The 22,479-nt window shown below is 46.4% G+C and carries 17 protein-coding genes; 9 read left to right on the forward strand and 8 right to left on the reverse strand.

The features are described from left to right. The 3 genes from SFV55_RS22945 to SFV55_RS22955 form a co-directional block, all read right to left on the reverse strand. Positions 1-2,687: hypothetical protein (locus SFV55_RS22945; RefSeq protein ID WP_320031898.1), on the reverse strand; the 2,687-nt coding region annotated here is incomplete at its 3' end. A gap of 517 nt (positions 2,688-3,204) precedes the next feature. Then, positions 3,205-4,146: a GNAT family N-acetyltransferase gene (locus SFV55_RS22950; RefSeq protein WP_320031899.1), complete on the reverse strand. Its 942-nt coding sequence runs from the start codon at positions 4,144-4,146 to the stop codon at positions 3,205-3,207. After that, positions 4,143-4,781, reverse strand: a complete 639-nt coding sequence (locus SFV55_RS22955) for an O-methyltransferase (protein WP_320031900.1) — start codon at positions 4,779-4,781, stop codon at positions 4,143-4,145. The genes SFV55_RS22950 and SFV55_RS22955 overlap by 4 nt, the downstream gene beginning before the upstream one ends. 154 nt (positions 4,782-4,935) lie before the next feature. Between SFV55_RS22955 and SFV55_RS22960 the strand changes: the two genes are divergently transcribed. Further along, positions 4,936-6,672: a M14 family metallopeptidase gene (locus SFV55_RS22960; protein WP_320031901.1), complete on the forward strand. Its 1,737-nt coding sequence runs from the start codon at positions 4,936-4,938 to the stop codon at positions 6,670-6,672. 156 nt (positions 6,673-6,828) lie between these two features. Here SFV55_RS22960 and SFV55_RS22965 read toward each other — a convergent pair whose 3' ends face one another. Next, positions 6,829-8,382, reverse strand: coding sequence for an AAA family ATPase (locus tag SFV55_RS22965; RefSeq protein ID WP_320031902.1), 1,554 nt, complete (start codon positions 8,380-8,382; stop codon positions 6,829-6,831). A 161-nt stretch (positions 8,383-8,543) separates the two neighbouring features. Between SFV55_RS22965 and SFV55_RS22970 the strand changes: the two genes are divergently transcribed. The 4 genes from SFV55_RS22970 to SFV55_RS22985 are packed head-to-tail and all read left to right on the forward strand — an operon-like array spanning position 8,544 to position 10,561. Next, a complete protein-coding gene (locus tag SFV55_RS22970) occupies positions 8,544-8,849 on the forward strand; it encodes a DUF6922 domain-containing protein (RefSeq protein ID WP_320031903.1) in 306 nt (101 codons plus the stop codon). Positions 8,850-8,857: 8 nt separating this feature from the next. Then, the gene (locus SFV55_RS22975; protein WP_320031904.1) at positions 8,858-9,421 is read left to right on the forward strand and encodes a nucleotidyl transferase AbiEii/AbiGii toxin family protein; all 564 of its coding nucleotides are present in this window, start codon (positions 8,858-8,860) and stop codon (positions 9,419-9,421) included. A gap of 35 nt (positions 9,422-9,456) precedes the next feature. Then, a complete protein-coding gene (locus SFV55_RS22980) occupies positions 9,457-10,194 on the forward strand; it encodes a phytanoyl-CoA dioxygenase family protein (RefSeq protein ID WP_320031905.1) in 738 nt (245 codons plus the stop codon). A 10-nt stretch (positions 10,195-10,204) separates the two neighbouring features. Further along, positions 10,205-10,561, forward strand: coding sequence for a GIY-YIG nuclease family protein (locus SFV55_RS22985; RefSeq protein WP_320031906.1), 357 nt, complete (start codon positions 10,205-10,207; stop codon positions 10,559-10,561). Positions 10,562-10,566: 5 nt separating this feature from the next. On the opposite strand, the gene SFV55_RS22990 is transcribed toward SFV55_RS22985, so the two are convergent. The 3 genes from SFV55_RS22990 to SFV55_RS23000 form a co-directional block, all read right to left on the reverse strand. Continuing rightward, positions 10,567-12,858: an ATP-dependent helicase gene (locus tag SFV55_RS22990; protein WP_320031907.1), complete on the reverse strand. Its 2,292-nt coding sequence runs from the start codon at positions 12,856-12,858 to the stop codon at positions 10,567-10,569. A 129-nt stretch (positions 12,859-12,987) separates the two neighbouring features. Beyond that, positions 12,988-13,347, reverse strand: a complete 360-nt coding sequence (locus tag SFV55_RS22995) for a carboxymuconolactone decarboxylase family protein (protein WP_320031908.1) — start codon at positions 13,345-13,347, stop codon at positions 12,988-12,990. A gap of 300 nt (positions 13,348-13,647) precedes the next feature. Further along, a complete protein-coding gene (locus SFV55_RS23000; RefSeq protein ID WP_320031909.1) occupies positions 13,648-14,709 on the reverse strand; it encodes a hypothetical protein in 1,062 nt (353 codons plus the stop codon). Positions 14,710-15,158: 449 nt separating this feature from the next. Between SFV55_RS23000 and SFV55_RS23005 the strand changes: the two genes are divergently transcribed. The 3 genes from SFV55_RS23005 to SFV55_RS23015 all read left to right on the forward strand — a co-directional run bounded on the left by SFV55_RS23005 (position 15,159) and on the right by SFV55_RS23015 (position 18,215). Further along, positions 15,159-15,626, forward strand: a complete 468-nt coding sequence (locus SFV55_RS23005; RefSeq protein ID WP_320031910.1) for an SRPBCC family protein — start codon at positions 15,159-15,161, stop codon at positions 15,624-15,626. Positions 15,627-15,743: 117 nt separating this feature from the next. Continuing rightward, positions 15,744-16,514, forward strand: a complete 771-nt coding sequence (locus tag SFV55_RS23010) for an ABC transporter ATP-binding protein (RefSeq protein ID WP_320031911.1) — start codon at positions 15,744-15,746, stop codon at positions 16,512-16,514. A 6-nt stretch (positions 16,515-16,520) separates the two neighbouring features. Next, positions 16,521-18,215, forward strand: a complete 1,695-nt coding sequence (locus tag SFV55_RS23015; protein WP_320031912.1) for a hypothetical protein — start codon at positions 16,521-16,523, stop codon at positions 18,213-18,215. Positions 18,216-18,481: 266 nt separating this feature from the next. Here the strand turns inward: SFV55_RS23015 and SFV55_RS23020 are convergent, their stop codons facing one another. Continuing rightward, positions 18,482-21,091: a lamin tail domain-containing protein gene (locus tag SFV55_RS23020; RefSeq protein WP_320031913.1), complete on the reverse strand. Its 2,610-nt coding sequence runs from the start codon at positions 21,089-21,091 to the stop codon at positions 18,482-18,484. Positions 21,092-21,196: 105 nt separating this feature from the next. Between SFV55_RS23020 and SFV55_RS23025 the strand changes: the two genes are divergently transcribed. Then, positions 21,197-22,210 carry an aspartate-semialdehyde dehydrogenase gene (locus SFV55_RS23025; RefSeq protein WP_320031914.1) on the forward strand — a complete coding sequence of 338 codons (1,014 nt, stop codon included), beginning with the start codon at positions 21,197-21,199 and terminating at the stop codon, positions 22,208-22,210. The last annotated feature ends 269 nt before the right edge of the window (positions 22,211-22,479 follow it).

The following is a 22,479-nucleotide window of genomic DNA, read 5'->3' on the forward strand; positions in this document are numbered from 1 at the left end:
TTCCAGGTATTAAGGTTGTAAACCAAAGCGTGGATTCGGTAATTGCCAGTGCTACCCACTGTAAAGTCGGGGCTATTGCCTACCATCAAAATGGTCATGTTGTCGCCATACGTCAACACGTACTTCACAGTATAACCTGAAGGAACCACTGGAGCGCGATCGGTTACACCAATCAAACGTGCTCCGTTGGCAGGAGTGAGACACACCTGAGCTTTCGCTTTCAAGGTACCCGCTTCCACCTCACAGCCTTCGCAAGGTTTCACTACGAATACTGCTCCGTTTTCATCCAGGCTGGCACAGGTTGGTACAATCCCTCGTACCAACAGTACTTTCAACTCTTCAATGGTAGTAGAGTTGAGCACAATCTGGCTCAAATTGAAAGTGCTTGGATTGAAAACCAGGGCGTGGATGCGCCAGGTACCAGTAGTATGTACAACAAAGTCTGGCTTGTCACCAATATCAGTGATTACTTTATTGGCACCGAAGGTAACCAAATAGCGCAACTGATAGCCAGTTGGAATTACCGGAGCAATGTCTGTTGCAGCGCGCAGACGAGCATCCCACCAGTTGTCCAAACATGGGCCATTGGCCGTTTTTAAAGTGCCGGAGTAAGCTGTGCAATTGGTACAATTGACTACATCAAAGATGGCACCCGTGCCATCCAACGCACCACAAATTTGGCCGCCACCTTGAATCAGTTGACTTACAATGGCTGAAGCTCTGGTGGTTCCAAAAATCACACCCGTCAAATTGAGGGTAGCTGGATTGTACACCAGAGTATGAATCCGATAGCGACCTGTAGTTGGTACATTGAAATCAGGAGTGGAAGAGATGTTTTGGAGAACCAGGTTGTCGGTGCTGGTGAGTACATAGCGAAGCAAAAATCCTTCGGGTACTGATGGTGCCGTTAGGGTAGTTGCCCGAATGCGAGCTGTACCACCTGCTGGCAAACAAGCCTGATCCAACACTTTCAAAGTACCAGCAGCAGCTGCACAGGTTGGTGAGCAAGTAGCTACATCAAACATCAAGCCGCTCAATTGGATTGAACCACAAATGGCACCTCCACCTTCAACGAGGCGGTCGCGGATACCTTGAGCAGTCGTAACGCCAACCTGAATATCGTTGATGTTAAAGGTACTTGGGTTGTACACAAAAGCGTGGATGCGGTAACGACCAGCAGTTGTAACCGTAAAGTCAGCTACCTCTTTCACCTGACGCACTACCAACACATCCCCTTGAGTAAGGATGTAACGCAAGTTGTAACCTGCAGGAACAATCGACGCCACATTTACATTGGCCCGAATACGCGCTGAACCTGCGTTCAAACAAGGTACATCAATAGCGACCAAAGTTCCAGCCTTAGCCGTACAAACACAAGCGGTCACATCAAACTGAGCACCCGTCAAATCCAGGGCTCCACACAATTGGCCACCACCTTGAATCAACAGCTTGTTGATGTCGGCAGCTTTGGTCAAGCCAAAAATAACTGTGCTCAAATCCAGATCAGCTGGATTATAAATGAGGGTATGGATGCGGAATGTACCCGTTTTGGTAACGTTGAACGTTGGGTTTAAATTAACGTTCTCAATGACCAAGTTCGGACCGTAAGTCAATACATACCGACGCTGATAACCAGCAGGAACAACTGCCGCTACATCCACTAGGGCAGTCAATTTTGCAGGGGTGATGTTGTCGTAACAAACCTGGGCCTCAGGTTTGAGTTTACCCGCAGTTGGCTCACATGGGCAAGCTGTAACATTGAAAGTAGCACCAAACAAGTCTAGCGCAGCACAAATCAGGCCACCACCCTGCACCAACCTGCTATTGATAGCCGAAGCTTTGGTAGTTCCAAATATTACCCCACTCAGATCGAGGGTGGCAGGATTGTATACCAGGGTATGGATGCGGTAACGACCGGTTTGAGCAACAGTAAACTGGGCACTCGTGTTGATCTGCATGATGGTGAGGTCTTCACCACGGGTAAGTATATAACGTACGATATGACCGTCAGGCACCACTGTTGGGGTTGCCCGATTGGCTGTAAGTTGTACCGAGCCACTATTGATACATGGTTGGCTGGCGGCAACCAAGGCACCCGGATTGGCCGCACAAGGGCAAATGCTTACATTGAACTTAGCCCCCACAACGTCCAAAGCACCACATATTTTGCCACCACCTTGTACGAGTAGTTTCAAAATATCGGCCGCTTTGTATTCTCCGGGGTCAAATATGCCTAGATTGAGCTTGGCAGGGTCATAAACTAAAGTGTGAATTGTAAAAATTCCCGCCTTACCTACAATGAAATCTGGAGTTGCTGCCAGTGCTTCCAACCTCAGATCAGCTCCACTCGTCAGTACATAAATAACTTTGTAGTTCGATGGTACAGGGAAAGAAGGCGCTGTTACACTCAGCGCTTGTAAACGAGCAGTTCCATTGTCCAGGCAGTTTTGGGCCAGGATCCGTAGTGATCCTGCCACAACGCCGCAGGTGTCACATTCATTAAAGGCAAATTGAGCACCAATGGTGTCAATTCCTACGCAAAGGAGCGAAGTGCTGGTAGCAAAACGACGCGCCAACTGCGGTACCTTGTAGTCTTTTGGTGGAAAAAGGGTATCTGGGTTGAGCTTGGTTGGGTCATACACGAGGGTGTGTATGCCATACTGCCCTTCCGCTTTTACTTTGAACAATGGGCTTGAATTTTTTGCAAGCACGCGCTGTCCACTTCCTTTGGAAAGGAGATAGGTTCGAGCAAAACCTTGTGGTACTACAGATGCTTCAGTCTGTTTTGCTTCAATTATTGCGGAATCCTTGTTCAAACACACTTTTAAATCTCCCAATTTTCCGACCTTAGTCGTACAAGTGGTTAGATTTGTCTGCTGTGCAAATGCAGGAATCCCCATTAAAAAAAACAGAATAGGCATCAAGTTTTTCAGTGGCCGCAGGTGGCCTGGAAAGAGGTACTTAATGGGTATCATAATTAATCGTTTTCGGTGAATGGCGGAAAACCAATTATGACCCCGGGCTTTTCAGCTCACGAACGGATTCGTAGGCCCTACGACTGTTCGTAGTTAGTAGTTCAAACTGCTAGATGAAGGAGGGTAAAGTAAAACCTAGATTGTGCTTATTTAAACCCTAATTGAGAACTCAAATATACAATCACAGATGTCACAGTTCCTCCTTTTAAGGGCTTTTTTTTTGCTAAGATTAAACAAATAACCCTTTTAGGTTACGAAGTTTTTCCAAAAAGTTGAATGTTTTGGAAAAATTCTTTGAAACAGAACAATAGGGGGTCTGAATAGCTCCAAATTGCCGCCGGATGGCTTCCACATTTTTCATCATGCTCCCTTCAAAATCCAGGGTACTGATACCCAATTCATTGTGAAGAAATTGAATGGTTTCCCAGATAAGCAGGATACCTGCACCATGTTGGCGAAATTGTGGGTCGTCTCCCGCCAAATGGTAATAAGCAACCCGATCATCCCATATTACATAAGACGCACTATGTAGTTGGCCTCGTTGGTCTACTGCAAAAAAAAGTTTGCGTCTTTGCTGTACATTCAAGGCTGCATCATGGCGAAGAAATTGTGTCAAGGTATACGGAATCGGAATGTTTTGCCGATCAAAGCTTTTTTTGTTGACTGCGTAAAATCGTTCTGGGTCATCCCAGTATTCTATTTTTATTAGTTCGCTCGCTTTTTTAATGTTGCGCCGGATGTTGCGGTTGACTCCATCCAGCACTTTTTGCAAATCGCCGATATCAAGTAAGTAAGTATATCGGGTACTTTGCTGAAAATTTTGCCAATACAAAGGCAACCAATTGGTAATGCTATAATGGAAATCTTGCTTTACACTGGCTACTGGGGGGATTTGGGATAAAAGCTTTGCTAGGATTTGGTGTTGTTCCGTTATACTTGGTGTGCCAGGAAGATAAGGGCCCATAAATTTAACAAAATTTGGCATGGTGACATATGTAAAGCCCATTTTTTGCTTTATAAAATAGGTCCAAATGCCTTTGACCTGGCCAGCTTCTTCTGCCATTGCTACACCCCATTCCCCTTCCTGGCATACCGCATCGAGGTACCAGTCCTGGAAAAAGATGGGCAAGCCGGGTTCGGATTGGCAGAATTGCCTATATCGCGCTTTCATACTTTCACTCTTATGATCATTACTCCATCCCGCAGTGGCAGCAATAAGTTTTCCACCCTCGAATCCGCTTGAATTTTTTCATTGAATTGATGGATCAATAAAGTGTCTTTGTCTTTTTTTTCCAAAGCGACCTTGCCATCCCATAAAACATTGTCAACCAAAATGACTCCGCCCGGGTTCATCTTTTCTATCACCAAATCGTAGTGTTGGCTGTAATCTTGCTTGCCTCCATCTATCATCGCCAAATCAAAACGGCAATCCAAATGGGGAATCAGGACTTCGGCCCGGCCTGTATGCAACTGAATCCGCTCACTCAATCCTGCTTTTGCAACATATTGATGAAAGATATAGGCCAATTCCCGATTGGGTTCGATTGTGTGCAGTATGCCATCTTCAGGCAAACCTTCGGCGATACAAATCGATCCATATCCGGTAAATGTACCAATTTCAAGGGCGAATTTCGGCTTGACCCACAAACTGATAAAGCGCAACAACTGCCCCTGCAAAGGCCCGGTCATCATTTGTGGCGCCAGGGTTTTGAGATGGGTTTCGCGGTCCAACTCGTGCAACACTTCAGAAGGAGCGGTACTGTGTTGGATGCAATATTGGTAGATGTTGCGAAGCGAACGTTGCATACTTGAGAAAGATGAAAGATGAAAGATGAAAGATAAGATGGAAGAGTTTGGGTGACCCACTTTCATCTTTCATCTCTCCTCTTTCATCTCTAAGAAGCAAAGTTCTAAAAGTTTTTTGTACTTTTCTTCACCACCAAATAGAACTTGATTCGTTATGAAAAAATCAACTGGCTTTGGCCTGATGCTGAGCCTCTTATTCCCGCTTGGTTTATGGAGCCAATACACCACTCGGTTTGAAAGCAGCAATGGCACCCAAACCCCTACCTATGAGGAAGGCATCGCCTGGTACCAGCGCATCGCCACCGATTTTAAAGAAATTGACATCCAAACCAAAGGGCTGACCGATAGTGGGCAGCCTCTTCATTTGGTGCTGTATTCCAAAAATCGCAAATTTGACATCGCCAAACTCAAAGCCCAAGGCAAAGCGATTTTTTTCATCAACAATGCCATCCATCCTGGTGAACCAGATGGGGTGGATGCCTCAATGATGCTCTTGCGCGATTTGGCACTTCACCCCGAGCGTTACCCCATGCTGGATAGTGTGGTGGTGGCCATTATACCCTTTTACAACATTGGTGGGGCACTCAACCGCAGTGCGACCAGTCGGGTCAGCCAGAATGGTCCTGAAGAACACGGCTTTCGAGGCAATGCCCGCAATTTCGACCTCAATCGCGACTTCATCAAAGCGGATACCCGCAATGCCCATAGTTTTGCAGCCATTTTCCAGGAACTCGATCCCGATCTCTTCATCGACACCCACGTGAGCAATGGGGCCGACTATCAATACACCATGACCTTTTGTTATGCCCAAGAGGAAAAACTGGGTGGTGTACTGGGGCCTTTTCACAAAGGGACATACCTGCCTTTTTTGTATGAACACATGAAAGCCTCGGGTTTCGAAGCGACTCCTTACGTGAATGCTTTTGGGCAAACGCCTGACAAGGGTTTTAGCCAATTTGCCGATTGGCCTCGCTATTCCACAGGCTACGCGGCACTGTTTCACACCATTGGTATGATGACCGAAACCCATATGCTTAAGCCTTATGCCCAACGGGTGAAATCAACTTATGCACTGTTGGATGGGGTATTGAAGTTTTTGGGGAAACATCGAGCGCAACTCCTGGCTTTGCGTAAAGCCACCAAAGAATCCGTAAAAACCCAAAGTGAATTCCCTTTGACCTGGAAACTCAACCGGGAGAAGTTTTCAGAAATTGAATTCAAAGGTTACGAACCCGAATATCCCCTCAGCGAAGTGAGCGGCGTCAAGCGATTGTACTACAACCGCAGCAAACCACTGAATAAAATTGTCCCCTTTTACGACCACTACGACGTCGACCTGAAAACCAGCAAGCCCAGTGCTTACATCATTCCGCAGGGCTGGCACAATGTCATTGAGCGGCTCAAAGTGAGTGGGGTACAAATGCGGCAGTTGACTCAGGATAGCACCATCGAGCTGGATGTCTACATCATTGATGCCTACAAAAGTGCGCCCAATCCCTATGAAGGGCATCACCAAAATACCAGCGTGGACTTGCATACCGAACGCCACAAAATCGCCTTGCGTAAGGGAGATTATTTCATCCCACTTGATCAATGGCGCAATCGTTTCATCGTAGAAGTACTGGAGCCGCAAGGGGTGGATTCGTATTTCCGCTGGAACTTCTTTGATACCATTTTGCAGGAAAAAGGGGGCTATTCGGCTTATGTTTTTGAAGACCTGGCGGCAGAGTTGTTGCAAAAGGACCCTGCACTAAAAAAGAAACTGGAAGAAAAAAAGGCGAGTGATAAGACCTTTGCGGAAAGCGCATCGGCGCAGTTGGATTTTGTTTATAAAAACTCGAAGTATTGGGAAAAGGAGTACATGCGGTATCCGGTGTATCGAGTGAGGTGATTTCGGATTTCAGGATTTCGGATTTCGGTTGGTGCATTGCTTCAAAAGTATATGGTCAATCCAATTTTAGTTTTTCATACCTGAAACTAAATTTTTGGTTGCCGTTAATTGTCAAAGCAATGCACCAACCGAAATCCGACATCCCACATCCGAAATCTACTCTGCCATTTGTGCCAGTATCACCGCCGGATTCAACGCCGCAGCCGGATTGTGTGCCGCAGTAAAAGCTGGTGCTGCCGCTAAGCGCTCCCGATTTTCGCGCAGTTGCTCGATGGCTTGATTGAAATAAGCAAAAGGGCTGCGTACTTTTTGTTCCTTGGCTACATCGAAACCGTGCAAATTGCGGGCATCCGCTACGATGCGCTTCAAATCCGCCCCCGAACAATCGTAGGTCAATTCGGCCAGATGGTTCAGTTCTTTGGCTTTGAGTTGCAATACACTATCAGCGATCAAAGCTTTCAGCATCGCTTCCCGGGCAGGCGCATTCGGCAACTTCATCTCCAACCACAACTCTACCCGGCCACTGCGGATCAAGGCAGGTGGCAAACTCCCGATGTTCATGGCGGTGAACATCACCGTCACTTGGGCGTTGGATCGGGATTCCAAACCATCCAGCATGGTGAGCAAGTAGCGGTACAAACCAAACTCATCCTGATTTTCAAACAACACATCACAGTCGTCGATGAACAGGATGCTGGGTGCATTGTGCTTAGCCGCCTCAAAAATTTGATGCACTTTGTGGTAAAACTGATCGGTGCCACTGATCACCGTACCGTCCAATAGAAAGAACTTGCTGTGCAGGCGATGCGCCAGAGCCCGACCAATCGAGGTTTTTCCGGTTCCAGGAGGGCCGTAGAGCAAGACTCCTCGCTTGGCACGGATTCCCAGTTCCTTCGCCAGGTCATCGCGTTCCATCGGCACAATGATGTCAATTTCCAATTGACGAACCACTTCTTCCACTCCGTAGAGATCAGAAAAATCCATAGGGTCAACCTCGCTGGTGTCTACGTTGCTGTGTAGAGCGTAGGTTTCCAGGAATTGAATTAAGGCAGCCGTGTCAAAATGTGCGTCTTCGGGCATCAACTGGCAGGCATAGGCCATTTGAGTGGCGTTCAAGTGGGGTGCAAAGACAAAAACACGCTCAAAATCGACGTCTTTTAAGCGCCCCTTGCTCAGCGTATTGAACAAAAAGGCTTGATCTTCCGCACTGAATTCCAGCAAATTGATTTTTTTGGTGGAATTGTGGAGCGGCTCGGGATAATAGCCCTGATCGCTACTCAAAACCAAACGTTTGCCACTTTGTTCCAGCCAACGCAGGATTCCATCCAGCGCAGTCATCAGGACTCCCGGACGTGCTTTGCCGTAACAGCTTTCCAGCATATTGTGAACCTGATGAAAATCGTCGACAATGACGAGATCATGGGCTTTCAAGGCTTTATGCAAGGTAGCTGCAATACCCTCTTCCAGTGCCAGGGGGTGGAAGGATTGGATTTCGTCAAAAAAATCGGCCAGGCGTAAGAAGTGCCCGCCCGTTTCCAGGGCCAGACGTCGGAGCAAAAAAGTACGGCCGTGACCACGGGTTACCCCCAGACCACAAAGTGGGTGTTGTTGAAGTTGTTGGAGTAAACGTAGATAAACTTCGTTTTGTGAAGGGCTTAAAGGAGGCAGTTTTGTAGTGTTGTTTAAATTTAAGGGGTGCAGCGTTTGCATCGGTTTAAGTTTTGTTTGGGGTGGTAACCGTGGGAGTTGGGAAAAAATTCCCGGGAGCTTGATTTTTATACACAATTGTTAGAGCTTGTCTAAATATTTTTGTTTTAGGCGAAAATGTGGCCGAAATGCCCCTTATATTTGGATGAATAAATTGAAATAAAATGGACAAGGTCATTCATATCGAAGATTTCAGTCCAGCCTTGTTCTGGGATATCGACAGGACAAAATTGGATTTTGAAAAAAATAAACGCTTTATTATTGAGCGAACATTAACACATGGAACTTTAGCAGACTGGTTTTTGCTCAAAGGCTTTTATGGCAAAGATGTAATCAAAACGGAGAGCATGCAGATTCGTTACTTGGATAAATTGACATTATCCTTCTGCGCTGCCTATTTTAATGAGTCTATTGAAAATTTCCGATGCTACATACTCAAACAGTCGAACCCAACACATTGGGGTTATTGAAACGGCTCATGGCCGATGATACACTCCATTCTTTTAACTTAGTCGGGGGAACTGCTTTGTCCCTACAAATAGGGCATAGAAAATCCATAGACTTGGACCTGTTTACGCAGAGCGATTTCGCTGCTGACGAAATTTTGCAGCATTTGCTAGATAATGGTTATTCTCCTCAGGTAAGGCATGTGCAGAAACAAACCTTGATTGTTGAGATTGACGGAATAAAAGTCGATTTTATCCGGTTCCGCTATCCGTTTGCAAATGATATTTTGCTGTGGGAAGATATTCGTTTGGCTGACATCCGAGATATCGCATGTATGAAAATAGATGCCATTATGGGACGTGGCAAAAAGAAGGATTTTTGTGATCTATATTTTTTGTTACAGCGTTTTTCCTTGAAGGATATGATGACTTGGTATGCGAATATGTTCCAGCATTCTACACTGTTTCACGTCTTTAAAAGTTTAACTTGGTTTGAAGATGCTAACCTAGAGGGGGAGTTAGATGTTTTTGACGAGACGTATGATTGGGAAAAGGCTAAAGAAACAATTATCAAGGCCGTCGAAAAAACGATCTAGGGAACACGTGCTAAGTCATTTTTTAATTGTATTTTATGAAAAATATCCTTCTCCATAGAAATGAACTAATTGAAAATGGCTTCACCATCATCGAAAACGTCTATTCCCCAGCAGAAGTAGAAAAAATATTAGGCATCATTAATCAGGCTGATACCTCAAAAGAAACCTTTCGAAAATCGGCGGACGTTTTTGCCATCAGGCAGTTCTTGAAGGAAATCCCAGGGGTCGTCGAGTTTATTTTCACAGAAAATCTAAAATCACTCCTTAATCAACTGCTGGGCGATGGCTTTTTTGTAGTCAAAAGCATTTATTTTGACAAACCAGAAAGTTCGAACTGGTACGTTCCCTATCACCAGGATTTGACCATTCCGGTAGACAAAAAACTGGAATTGGAGGGGTTTGGCCCCTGGACTAGCAAGCAAAACCAATTTGCCGTTCAACCACCGATCTACATTTTAGAAAACATCACCACCATTAGAATCCATCTGGACGATACTGATGAGCAAAATGGAGCACTAAGAGTGGTTCCCAAATCCCACCTCAAAAAAATATACCGCCCTGAAACCATCGATTGGGCAGTGGAAACTGAAACTTCTTGTTCAGTAAAAGCAGGAGGGGTTATGCTAATGAAACCACTAATTTTGCACAGCTCCAGCCGAACGACGAATCATAAAAAACGGCGGGTCATCCACATCGAATTTTCAAACCAGAGCCTACCTGCGGAGCTAAACTGGGCAGAGCAATTGTTCCCACCCGATTCCATCAACCTTTAACCCATCTACCATGAAAACCAGAAAAGAAATCATCAGCGATTACAAGCAGACCAAGTCCAAAATTGGCGTTTTTCAAATCCGCAACAAGACCAATAATAAGGTATATGTAGAAAGTAGTCTGGACCTGGTGGCCATTTGGAATCGACTCCGCTTTCAATTGAATATGGGCTCTCATCCTAATGCTGAATTACAAAAAGATTGGAAAGCCTTAGGGGAAGAGAATTTTGCCTACGAAATCCTCAGCGAAATCCAGCAGGATGAGACCGTCCAAATGGATTACCGCAAAGAAATCAAAAAATTGGAGGCGATGTTTATCGAGGAGTTGCAGCCTTTTGGGGATAAGGGGTACCATGTGAAGAGGTGTTAACCCCCCTACTCCACAATCTGCAATTTCGCAAATTTCAACATGATCCGTTTTTCCTGTCCGTCATCTGCAGCTTCAAAGAAGATGGTCGCAATCCGGTTGTCCTTGCCCCCGTCGATGTTCAGCACCTTGCCTTCGCCGAATTTGAGGTGAAGCACCTTGTTGCCCACTTTGATTTGTTCGCTGGGGCTGGGTTTGAACAAGGCTGGATCAATTTTTGGAGCAGCATTAACGGATGGGCGCGGTTTGAAGGCCCCACTTACCCCGGAGGTGCCCGCAGGTTTGCTGGGTGTAGGCTCGTAATCCGAAGAAAATCCACTACGGAGCGCTGAAGTGCTTTCCAGGTGATCTCGGGGAATTTCCTCAATGAAGCGGCTCATCTCGTTGTACTGCATTTGGCCGAATTTGTAGCGGCTCATCGCAAAGGTGAGCGTCAGAAATTGTTCGGCTCGGGTAATCGCCACATAAAACAGGCGGCGTTCTTCATCCAGGCCATCCGGCGTATCCATTGACATGAAAGAGGGGAAGAGTTTTTCTTCCAGACCTACCACAAATACCGACTTGAACTCCAGCCCCTTGGCGGAGTGCACCGACATCAAGGTAACATAATCCCCGGTCTGTTTGGACTCATCGTCCATGTCTGTCAGCAGGGCAATATTTTGCAGGTAAGCGCCGAGGGACTTGTTTTGTTGCTCGCCAGCCGTTTCAAATTCATCATCTTCCACAAAGGATTTGATACCGTCGAGCAGGGCGTTGAGGTTTTCCAGGCGTCCCAGGCCTTCTACCGTTTTATCCTGGTTGTATTCTTCAATCAGTTTGGATTGTTTGGCAATGTACATGGCCGCTTCATAGGCATTAAGGGTTTCTGCCTTTTGCCCACTATCCTGTACAATTTTGATGAACTCCTGGATTGATTTTTGGGTACGAGTAGCTGCATCAACGTGCAGGAGCACCTCCCACATGGTCAAGTTTTGTTGGCCTGCCATTTCACTCACCTTGTCCACCGTACTGTCACCAATGCCGCGTTTGGGGAAGTTGATTACCCGGCGCAAGGCTTCTTCATCCCGCGGATTGATGGCCAGGCGCAGGTAAGCAATCAGGTCCTTGACTTCCTTGCGCTGGTAAAAGGACAGGCCACCGAATACCCGGTATGGGATGTTGTAACGGCGCAGGTATTCTTCCATGACCCGGCTTTGGGCATTGGTTCGGTACAACACTGCAATGTCCGAGTTGCTCAAGTGAAAGCGGTTGCGCTGCTCTACAATCGTATCCCCTACCCGCTTGCCTTCTTCAGCATCGCTCATGGTTTTGATAACCTTGATCTTTTGCCCGGTTCCTTTACTCGACCAGATTTTTTTCTGGATCTGGCGTTTGTTGAAGCGGATTACCTCGTTGGCAGCTTGCACAATGTGCTCGGTAGAGCGGTAATTTTCTTCTAGTTTAAAAACCTTGATCCCGTAGGGGTTGAAGTCTTTTTCAAAATCGAGAATGTTTTGAATGGTTGCCCCCCGAAAGGCATAAATGCTCTGCGCATCGTCGCCCACCACGCAGATGTTGCGCGGGCTCCCTTCAAAATGCACTAACTTCCGGATGATCCCGTATTGCAGGGTATTGGTATCCTGAAACTCATCGACAAGCAAGTACTTAAACCGTTTGCGGTATTTTTCCAGCACCTCCGGGCTTTTTTGCCAAAGCTCGTAAAGGCGATACAGGAGGTCATCAAAATCCATTGCCCCGGCTCTTTTACAACGTTCGCCGTATTTGAGGTAAATTTCGCTGATGTAAGGCATTTTGGCCTGCCGATCCTGCATTTTTAACTCCTCATTTTCGGCATACAGGCGAGGGGTGATCAGGCTACTTTTGGCCGAAGAAATCCGGCTGCGGATGGTATTGACGTTGTACACGTTTTTGTCCAAGTTCATCTCCTTGATGATGGCTCCCAGTACACTTTTGGTATCCTCGGTATCGTAAATGGTGAAATTGGAAGAATACCCGATTTTATCGGCCTCTACCCTCAAAATCCGGGCAAAAATGGAGTGAAAAGTGCCCGACCAAACATTACGTGCCTTTTCCCCAACCACTTTTTCAATCCGCTCCTGCATTTCTTTCGCCGCCTTGTTGGTAAACGTAAGCGACAAAATCTCCCAGGGGGCCACCCCCTTTTCAATGAGGTGGGCTATACGAAAAGTCAACACACGGGTTTTGCCTGAGCCAGGGCCGGCCACAACCAGTACCGGGCCATCGGTATTTTCTACAGCTTGGCGTTGAACGGGATTGAGTTGATCTAAATAGGTATTCATAAGAAAAGGTTGAGAAGGTTGAGAAGGTTGAGAGAGGTTGAGGCTGCCGCAGCGATCCGGTCACTGAGCTGGTCACTGAGCGAAGTCGAAGTGGCCGAAGTGCGGATCGCTGCGGCAGCCTCAAGCTTCTCAACCTCCCTCAACTTCTTCACCCTTTTCCAAAGCGCTCCAATACTCCACCGCCCGCCGAGTATGCGGTATACAAATAGAACCACCAACCAAATTGGCGATGGCAAAAACTTCAAAGACCTCCTCGCGCGAAACCCCCAGGTCAAAACACTTGCCCAGGTGGTAACGAATACAATCATCGCAGCGAAGCACCATTGATGCAATAAGGCCCAGTAGTTCTTTGGTTTTTTTGTCCAAAGCACCGTCCTGATAGGCATTGCTATCAAGGTTAAAGAAGCGCTTGAGCACCAAATTATCTTGAGCCAAAATCTCTTCATTCATTTTGGCGCGGTAGTCGTTGAATTCTGTTACGATCGACATGATTGAGGAATTGGTAGGGGGCAAAAATACAATTCTATAGGTAGGAAAAAAATGAAGGTAAAACAAAAAAAAACGGGAGGTGAAAAACCTCCCGCTGAAAATCCTCGTTAAGAAACCCTTCACAAAAAAAATTCTTGCTGGTGCTTAGTCACGCTGAAAAATTACCTTCCCAATTTGGGTTTTTAATTTTTTGCGTCATACTTAGTTTTTTGCTAATCCCTGTCCGAAACGCTGATTAGTGTCCCAAAACTGGGTTCTAACCGGCGTCTTCGAGCAGAAATCATGATTTGTTAAGCGAAACTAGTTGAAAACCAAAAAACTACTGGAATAAGACCCTCCAGGCTCCGATTGACTCGGCATGGAGTTATGTTTGACTTTGTTGTCTTCAGTTGACTTACCGGGGTTAGTTGTAGTTGGCGCGATCCGCAATTCCTGTACATGGCTGATTACATTGACACCACAGGTGTCGTTAATCGTCCAGGTTCTCAGAATCCGGTGCTGTTCGGCATCGATCTTGTCCTCAAAAGTAACCTGCATTCCATTGAAAGTTCCAGCCAGAACCATCTGGTCTTCAATAGTTTTGGCATTGCCATCGGCATCCAGAACAGGGTAGCCTGTATATTCCGGTTGAACGCTTTTACCTACCTGAGTATTGCGAGGAAAACGGATATCACCTAGATTGGGTTTTTCTACAGAAATGTATTGGCTGGCTACTACCTGCTGGTCTTCGTTGACCCATTCGCGGGTAATCAGATAGGCCAGGTCGGAAAGGAATGAAAACTCTCGTACAACAACTGACTTACTCGCGGAAGCATTGATTTGAAAATGCAGTTCATCGCCAGCACGCATAAAAACGGATACTTTACCAGTCTCAGCTGCAATTGCTCGGGCATTGACAAAAACAGCAAGTGCGGTGGGGTTGGAAAGGGAGCCCCCTAAGTCGTTCCAGTTGAAAGAGACGTACCCGCTGCTGGGCATCTTTACTGTGAAGCGCGGAGCCCGGCGGTCAGCCACAACAACCGGATAATTATTGGTCCCTTCAACCAATAATTGACCGGGAGCTCCGGTGACATCTACCCCACCGGCACTTTTTATACTTGCATCCATCCAACGCGATGGATCAAAATAACCTACAAAATCATTGGCATTACAACCGAGGTCGTAGCGTTTATCCTGTACCACCAGTGCCGTAGTTTCCGAAATCGCCTTTAGGGCAAGCGGCGATGGAATAGCACGCAGATCCAATTCCCCCGTACAAACTACTGACACATAATCAGTACTTGCTTGATGAGACAATTGGCTGATGACCTGTTGTGGACTGGATGATTTTTTTTCTACCACAGCATTAAGGCTTGCTTGCAAGTCTTGTTGGCTGTAGAGAAAGTTACTTTGCAGGGCAATTATGAATGCACCACAAAACAACCAAGTGATCCTGATTATTGAACCATTGCACATGTGGACAAAACTTTTAAGGTAGACACGATGAATTAGACGAGCATCGGGCAAGATGGTCACCTGTGACTACACTACATTTTGACCTATGGGCATGTTAAAGTCAGGAAAGTATGGATAGAACGCAATGGAGAAAGATGTCAATTTTTTGTAATCGGTTGTCATGGGAAAATGTTTTGGGATCAAAAATACCGTCCTCACACGGACTTTTGCATTTGTTGTTGCACAAAGATAGGGGTTAAACCCGTAGTCTAGTGCATTTTTGTCACAGAAATTTCATATTTTTTTTCAGCTAATAGATTCAAGCTTCATTTTCTTGTGAACAAACAGATCAATAACGAGTTTACCTGTAAAAAATTATGCAGATCAAAAGAAAGGAATGGCAACAATTCATTCCCCAGCCTGTGGAAGCCATTTGGGATTTTTTCTCCAGGCCTGAAAACCTCAAGAAACTAACCCCTGCCAAAGTGGGCATTACCATGTTGACCGACCTAAGTGGCAAAAAAATGTATCCAGGTATGCTTATTCCCTATTACATCAGCCCTTTATTAGGAATCCGAATGAAATGGACAACCGAAATTACCCACATTGACCCCATGCATTACTTCATTGATGTGCAGCAGGAGGGACCGTATGCTTTTTGGCACCACCAGCACCATTTTACCCCTCTAGACGGAGGGACCTTGATGCACGATATACTCCACTATAAAGTGCCCTACGGTCCTATTGGCACTATTGCCGACTTGTTGATGGTCAACAATATGGTAGACGAAATTTTTACACACCGCCATGAGGCCATTGAGTCTTATTTTGGTAAGGAGCGATAAAAAAAATGTTCATTTTGCCCCTCTACTAAGGTTTAGTCTATCCATTCTACCTATTCAACAAAATATTTCTGCGATCTCTTTGTTTTTTTTTAGCTTTGGTCTTACAACAATAGGAAAATGGAACCCATCATTCAAATTGACAACCTGAGCAAATTTTTTGGCAAAAAACAGGTACTCCACGATATTAGTCTCCACATCCAGGCAGGTCAGGTGATTGGTTATATCGGCCCCAATGGAGCAGGCAAATCTACCACGGTGCGCATTCTGGCTGGCTTGGACAACAACTTCAAAGGGGATGTAAAAATCAAGGGCATCGATGTAAAAGAGGACCCTCTGGCTGTCAAACGGATCATTGGCTATATCCCCGAATTGGCCGACTTGTACGATGTGCTCACGCCAATGGAATTTTTGCTCATGGTAGGGCGATTGCATGATATGGAAGATGCCCAAATTGAAGAACGGGCTGGCCGGATGCTCGATTTCCTGGGGCTAAAAGATCAGTTGCACGAGCGCATGGACACTTTTTCTAAGGGGATGCGCCAAAAAGTACTCCTGGTTTCAGGTTTGTTGCACAATCCGGAGATCATTTTTATGGATGAGCCCCTGAGTGGGCTGGATGCCAACGCGGTAATTTTGGTCAAAGAAATCATTTTGCGCCTGGTCGAACAAGGCAAAACGGTCATCTATTGCTCGCACAATATGGATACCGTTGAAAAAATTTCGGACCGCATTATCCTGATTGCCGAGGGGAAAGTAGTGGCGGATGGCAATTTCCAGGACCTCAAACGCAACGAAGGAGATACCCTGGAAAAACTCTTTTCCCAATTGACTGGTCAGACCAATTTTGACCAATTGGCCGAAGGTTTTACCCAAACTTTTAACCCCTAAATTCCCATGAATAAAATTCTGCTGCGGCTGCTCCGCCTCTTCGACGGCTTTTGGCGGCGCATCAACATCAATCCAGATCACCTGCACACCATTTTGGAGGTCAAACTAAAAATGGATGGGCGGCGCAAAACGGCGTTCAACTACCAGCGCTCCGCTCAAAAAAAAGAAGTAAAAGGGCAGGATATCCTGGTTATGGTAATGATGGCATTCATGGGCCTGGGGGGCGCTTTTATCTTTGTATTCTTTGAACACAGTTCCAGTGGTTTGTTCATTTACCTGAGTTTTTGGATGGCTATCCTGGCGCTTACTTTGATCAGTGACTTCACCGATGTACTTATTGATGTGCGCGACAATTACATTTTGTTGCCGCGTCCAGTGGAGGGCAAAACCCTGGCTGTTTCCCGCATTTTACACGTCTTTTTTTACCTGACCAAGCTGGTGATTCCGTTTAGCATCCCGGGTTTGATTGCAGTGGGGATTAAGTTTGGCCCTTTGGTGGTGTTGCTACTGGCTTTTCTGATTTTGATGAGTGTGTTGATGACCATTTTTTTTGTCAATTTGCTCTACCTGGTCATGCTGAATTTATTGTCTCCACGCAAGTTCAAGGAAATCATCAACTACTTTCAGATTGTATTTTACTCCGTAGTTTTCCTCGGGTACCAGATTTTGCCCCGCATGATTGATTTTCAGGTGGTGGGAGGCAATAATTTTTTCAACAAAATTTACCTCTGGCCCTTGCCTTCAATGTGGTTGGCCAGCATTTGGGACCTGTTGTTTTACCAACCAGCGCAACCCATGATTTATGTGTTGGCTTTGCTTGGTTTGATTACCCCTTTTGTGGCCATATATTTGGTAGGTACGGTGTTGAGTCGCAATTTCAGCCAAAAGATGTTTTCAATTGGTGAAGGAGGCAGTAGCCGTGAAAGTTCTCCCCAACTCCGGGCCGAACAACATCAACAAGCGCGGTTCAGTTGGGCCCAAAGCTCTGCACAATGGTTTTGTGCCAACAAACACGAGCGCGCCATGTACGAACTCACCTGGAAATTGACGAGCCGTAGCCGGGATTTTAAACTCAAATTTTACCCAAATCTCATCATGTTGCCCGTTTATTTTTTGCTCATTTTTGTTTTTCCGGCAACTCGTAATTCAGACAATGCGCTCGAGGAGATGCAACAGGGGAGCATGTACCTTTTTGGGTTTTATTTTTCGATGATTATCCTGATTTCCGGGTTGAGTATGTTGCAGTTTTCCGAAAAATACAAATCGAGCTGGTTTTACCGAACCGTCCCCATACCACAGCCAGGTTTGGTGCTTACGGGCTCTTTCAAGGCAATCATCGTCAAGTTTTACCTCCCGGTATACAGTCTGATTACCCTGGGCTCAGGCCTTTTTTTTGGCTGGCATACACTGGACGACGCCTTACTGGCCTTTTTTGGCATCCTGGCCTCGGTTACTGGAGTTGCCATTCTGACGCATTATGTACTTCCTTTCACCAAATCCTGGGACGAGGCCAGTCGGGGCGGAAACATGGGTTTTACCTTCCTGACCATGATCCTGGCTGGATTTTTTGGATTTTTCCATTATTTGATTGCGGGTTTCAGCTGGGTGATATGGGGACTCATTCCCATTTGTGTCCTACTGACCGTACTTGCAATGCGGCAATACAGTAAAACAGGCTGGCGATTCATTTCCTGGGAATAAAGCGGCAGGCCACAGGCACAATAAAAAAAGGGTCAGGCACCATTCAGCCTAACCCCATTCCATTGCTAAAACACGTTTCATTTGGTTTTTTGGGGAGATAGAAGATCAAAATTCTCGGGTAACAAACTTCATATGTGCTTGTCTAACGATGGTTTTGAACGGAAAATGATACAGGAATTTTAATTTTGGAAAAACTCAGGGGAAACCCTAAGAGGGGGCTAAGGGTATACCCTAAGCTCATGACTGGCAGTTTTTAAATTGGCACCTCACAACCTCCCCGCCAACACACAACTCAACTTCTGCAACACCTTCTTCCCTCCCGGCTCAAACAACTCAACCCAGATCACATACACCCCTACCCTTGCCTTGAGCAGTTCATCCGTTGTACCATCCCATTTGAGAATGCCCTCCGCGGCCAGGGATTCATTGCGTGCCAGGCGTTTGACTTGTCGGCCATTCACATCAAATACAATGATGTTGGCCAGATAACCTGGCGAATTGGTTTGGTAAGGCAGCAGGAGTACATCCTGGAAACCATCCCCATCCGGCGAAAATTTGGCTTCCTCCAGGCGGAAAACAGTTTCAGCGCCATTGGTTGGGTCAGGGCGAAAAACCTGTGAATTGGTATAGCCTGGCGTAGCCCCACCTGCGGCGATGGCCGCCGAATGCCAGTTGCCCGCAGTATTGGTGGGCAAATCAAAGTTCAATCTTTCCAAAGAGATGCCCTCCTCGTCATCCAACAAAGGACTGTGCAGTTTATTGTTGTAGTTGAATGAATCCAGTGTAAGGTTGTTGAAGCGCAGGGTAATGTTTCCGGCATCATCATCCAAACTAGGCAAAGCATTGCTGAATATGGCCGAAGAATCCTTGACAACATATCGCTGTTGAATATCGTTTTTTGAGCCCGCCACCGCCACGTAACGACCCGGAGCAAGGAGGTAATCAGTGGTGATGCTACTTTGGATGCTGCCCGAAGTTTTTTGGCGATTGATCAAACTCATGCCTCTCAGACTGATCAATTTTTGGGATTTATTGTACAATTCCACAAAATCAGAACCGCCAGTAGCTGGATTAAAAAGGATTTCGTTTACAATCAAATCACCAGCTATCGGCACCTGAGGTACCCCGGTTAACAACTGCTGGGAACTGCTTTGTGCATTGCCCAAACAGTCCCGAATTCCTGCTGCCAGGGTCAAAGTATACGCCTTGGCGTTTTGTAAGGGCGCATTCAAGACCAAACGCAAGGTTGTTTTATTGCTTTGCAAAACAGCATCCAAAGGACTGATCCCATCGGTAAGTGCGTAATATTTCAGGTCTTCGGCGGTCTCGGGGTCTAGTGGCTCATCAAAAGTCAACAACAACTCCTGGGCACTTGTGGCAACTGCCGTAATTAGCCGAGGGCCACTGCGGTCGCTGATTTGATTGTTGATGGAGTTGATCCTTCCTGGGGTTCCGCCAGTAGGGTCAACACTGGCGCGCCAGTTGCCGGGGCAGTCCGCAGGAGCACTTGCACTGATTAACTCAAGAGCCCAGCCACCTTGGGCTTTGTCCTCATCGCGGTACCAATCGTCGTCATAATTGACCAGATTGGCAACGAGCCCAGTGGTCGTTCTTACACTTACATCATCACCAGCATTGGTCAGCGCAGGGAAACCACTGACCCCTTGCACCGGGCCAAAGGGCTGAAATCCGGTCACGTTCTCCGGAGCACAAAGGATCAAAAAAGTATTGGGTAAAAATAGGCCTGTTCCTATGCGCACCGGAGTACCTCCGTTCGAAACTTGCAATTCGTCCAGGGCAATGACTTTATTGCTTTTGTTCCACAATTCGAGGTATTCCACCGCGGGCAACCTCCCCAATGCAGGGGTAGGGTCAGCCATAATTTCACTGATCAGAATATCTCCCTCGGCAGCTTTGCCAATTTCCAAATAGGTAAATTTGGCCGACTGAACTCCGGCAACATTGCCAACAGCATCCCGAATGCCTGTAACCGTACAGGTATATTCGGTCAGGTTTTGCATTTTTCCGCTCAGACTCAAAACAATATTGTTCGGATTGGCCGCATCGCGCTGAGCACTGCTGATGCTTCCCGCCGCAGGGTTGAGGTCGTAGTGGTTGAGCTCAGTGGCAGTACTGGCATCTACCGCTTCGTTGAAACGGAGCGTAATGCCTTGCTCATTTTGGGCTTCAACCTCCAGCAAAACCGGAGCCGTACGATCACTAAACAAGGGGTCAATTAAAACATCATCCAGGGAAAAGGACTTGTTGCGGGTAGCCGTATACCGACAAATCCAGCCGAAATAAGCGCCAGAGGAATAAGTTTGGTCCTGGGTGCTGCCCTCCGATTCAAAACTTCGCCCACCATTATAATCCGCCTCCAGGGTCCACAACCCGGTACTGCTTCTTTTGACCCTCACCCGCACATTCACTGTGGCCGTTCCTGCTCCGCCGGCCCGCCCATTCAACAACACGGTGATGTTGTTGCCATCCTGTCTGCACAGTTGCAGTGCGTCCAAATCCCCATTGATTCCGCCAACCTGGATAAAATACCCATTGAGCGTCTGACTCAAATTGCTTTGGCTGGCGGATAGATAAATCCTCGGAAAATTGGTGGTGGAAGGAGAAAAGGTCAGACTGGTAAAAAATTCCCAACTGGTAGCAACGTCAGAAGTTGTTGCTGCAGGCAGCGACAAATAGCTTTGATTGGATGCAGTAGGATTATTGTCATTCAACTGCAAAGCGCCATTTACCACTGCAAACTTGCTGGAATCTCCACTCCAACCCTGAAAATTGCCGTTGGAGAAGTCTATACTCAGCTGCGCGTGTAAAAAACTGGCAAAACAGCACAGAATAGGAAAAAATATTGTGGCTTTCATGTGTTCAAAGGTAGCAATAAAGATACAATGCACTTATATTTGCCCCACTATTTAGCCGCCCTAGCCTGCACATTTTTTTTCCTCAATTTCTAAACATTTGTGAACATGAGAGTAGCAGTAGTCGGTGTAACCGGTATGGTTGGTGGTGTGATGATCAAAGTATTGGAAGAACATCAATTTCCAATCACAGAATTCATCCCAGTTGCTTCAGAACGTTCGGTAGGCAAAGAAGTCGTCTACAACGGCAGCAAATACACCGTTATTGGTATGGAGGAAGCGGTGGCCATTCGTCCCGATATCGCCATTTTTTCAGCCGGAGGAGGTACATCCCTGGAATGGGCACCGAAATTTGCGGCCGTTGGTACCACAGTTATCGACAACTCTTCGGCCTGGCGGATGGATCCATCCAAAAAATTGATTGTCCCCGAGATCAATGCCGATACCTTAACTCCAGAGGATAAGATCATTGCCAACCCCAATTGTTCAACCATTCAAATGGTATTGACTTTGGCGCCCCTGCATAAAAAGTACGGCATCAAGCGGATTGTGGTTTCTACCTATCAGTCCATTACGGGTACTGGTATGAAAGCGGTGAAGCAATACCAAATGGAGCGCAAAGGATTCGAGGCTGATGAAATGGCTTATTTCTACCAAATCTTTGAAAATTGTATTCCCCACTGCGATTCATTCCTGGACAACGATTACACCAAGGAAGAAATGAAACTGGTGAACGAAACCCGAAAAATTTTGGGTGACCAAAGCATCGCCATTACTTCTACCACGGTGCGGGTGCCCGTATTGGGTGGCCACAGCGAGTCGGTCAACCTTGAGTTCAATCAGCCCTTTGAAGTAGCCGACATCAAAAAGATCCTCAGCGAGACCCCCGGAGTGATCGTGCAGGACAATCCGGCCAAAAACGAATATCCCATGCCCATGTTGGCCAAAGACCGTGACGAGGTATTTGTAGGCCGCATCCGCCGCGATGAATCCATTGCGAATGGCTTAAACCTATGGATTGTAGCCGATAACCTGCGCAAAGGTGCAGCTACCAACGCCGTACAAATAGCAGAATACCTGGCTGCCCACAATTTGATTGGGCAATCTGTAGTTTCTGCTTAATATAACTGTAGAGACGCGATTAATCGCGTCTCTACTAGTGAATACTAAAAAAAATGCTATTTTTGATTTAATAAACGGAATCCATCACCCGTTTTTTACGAACAATGTATATCATGAAAATTTCGACCCGATTCGGAATCGATTGATAATCAGCAAATTTGTCACCAGTTTATGAAGACCAAGCTCGTACTTTGGGGTACTAACGCACAGAATGAACGATTGTTAATTGCCCTTGAATTGATGCCGGAAGAAAATAAAGTGAAAGCTTT

The sequence above is a fragment of the Haliscomenobacter sp. genome, assembly GCF_033763495.1.
GTDB lineage: Bacteria > Bacteroidota > Bacteroidia > Chitinophagales > Saprospiraceae > Haliscomenobacter.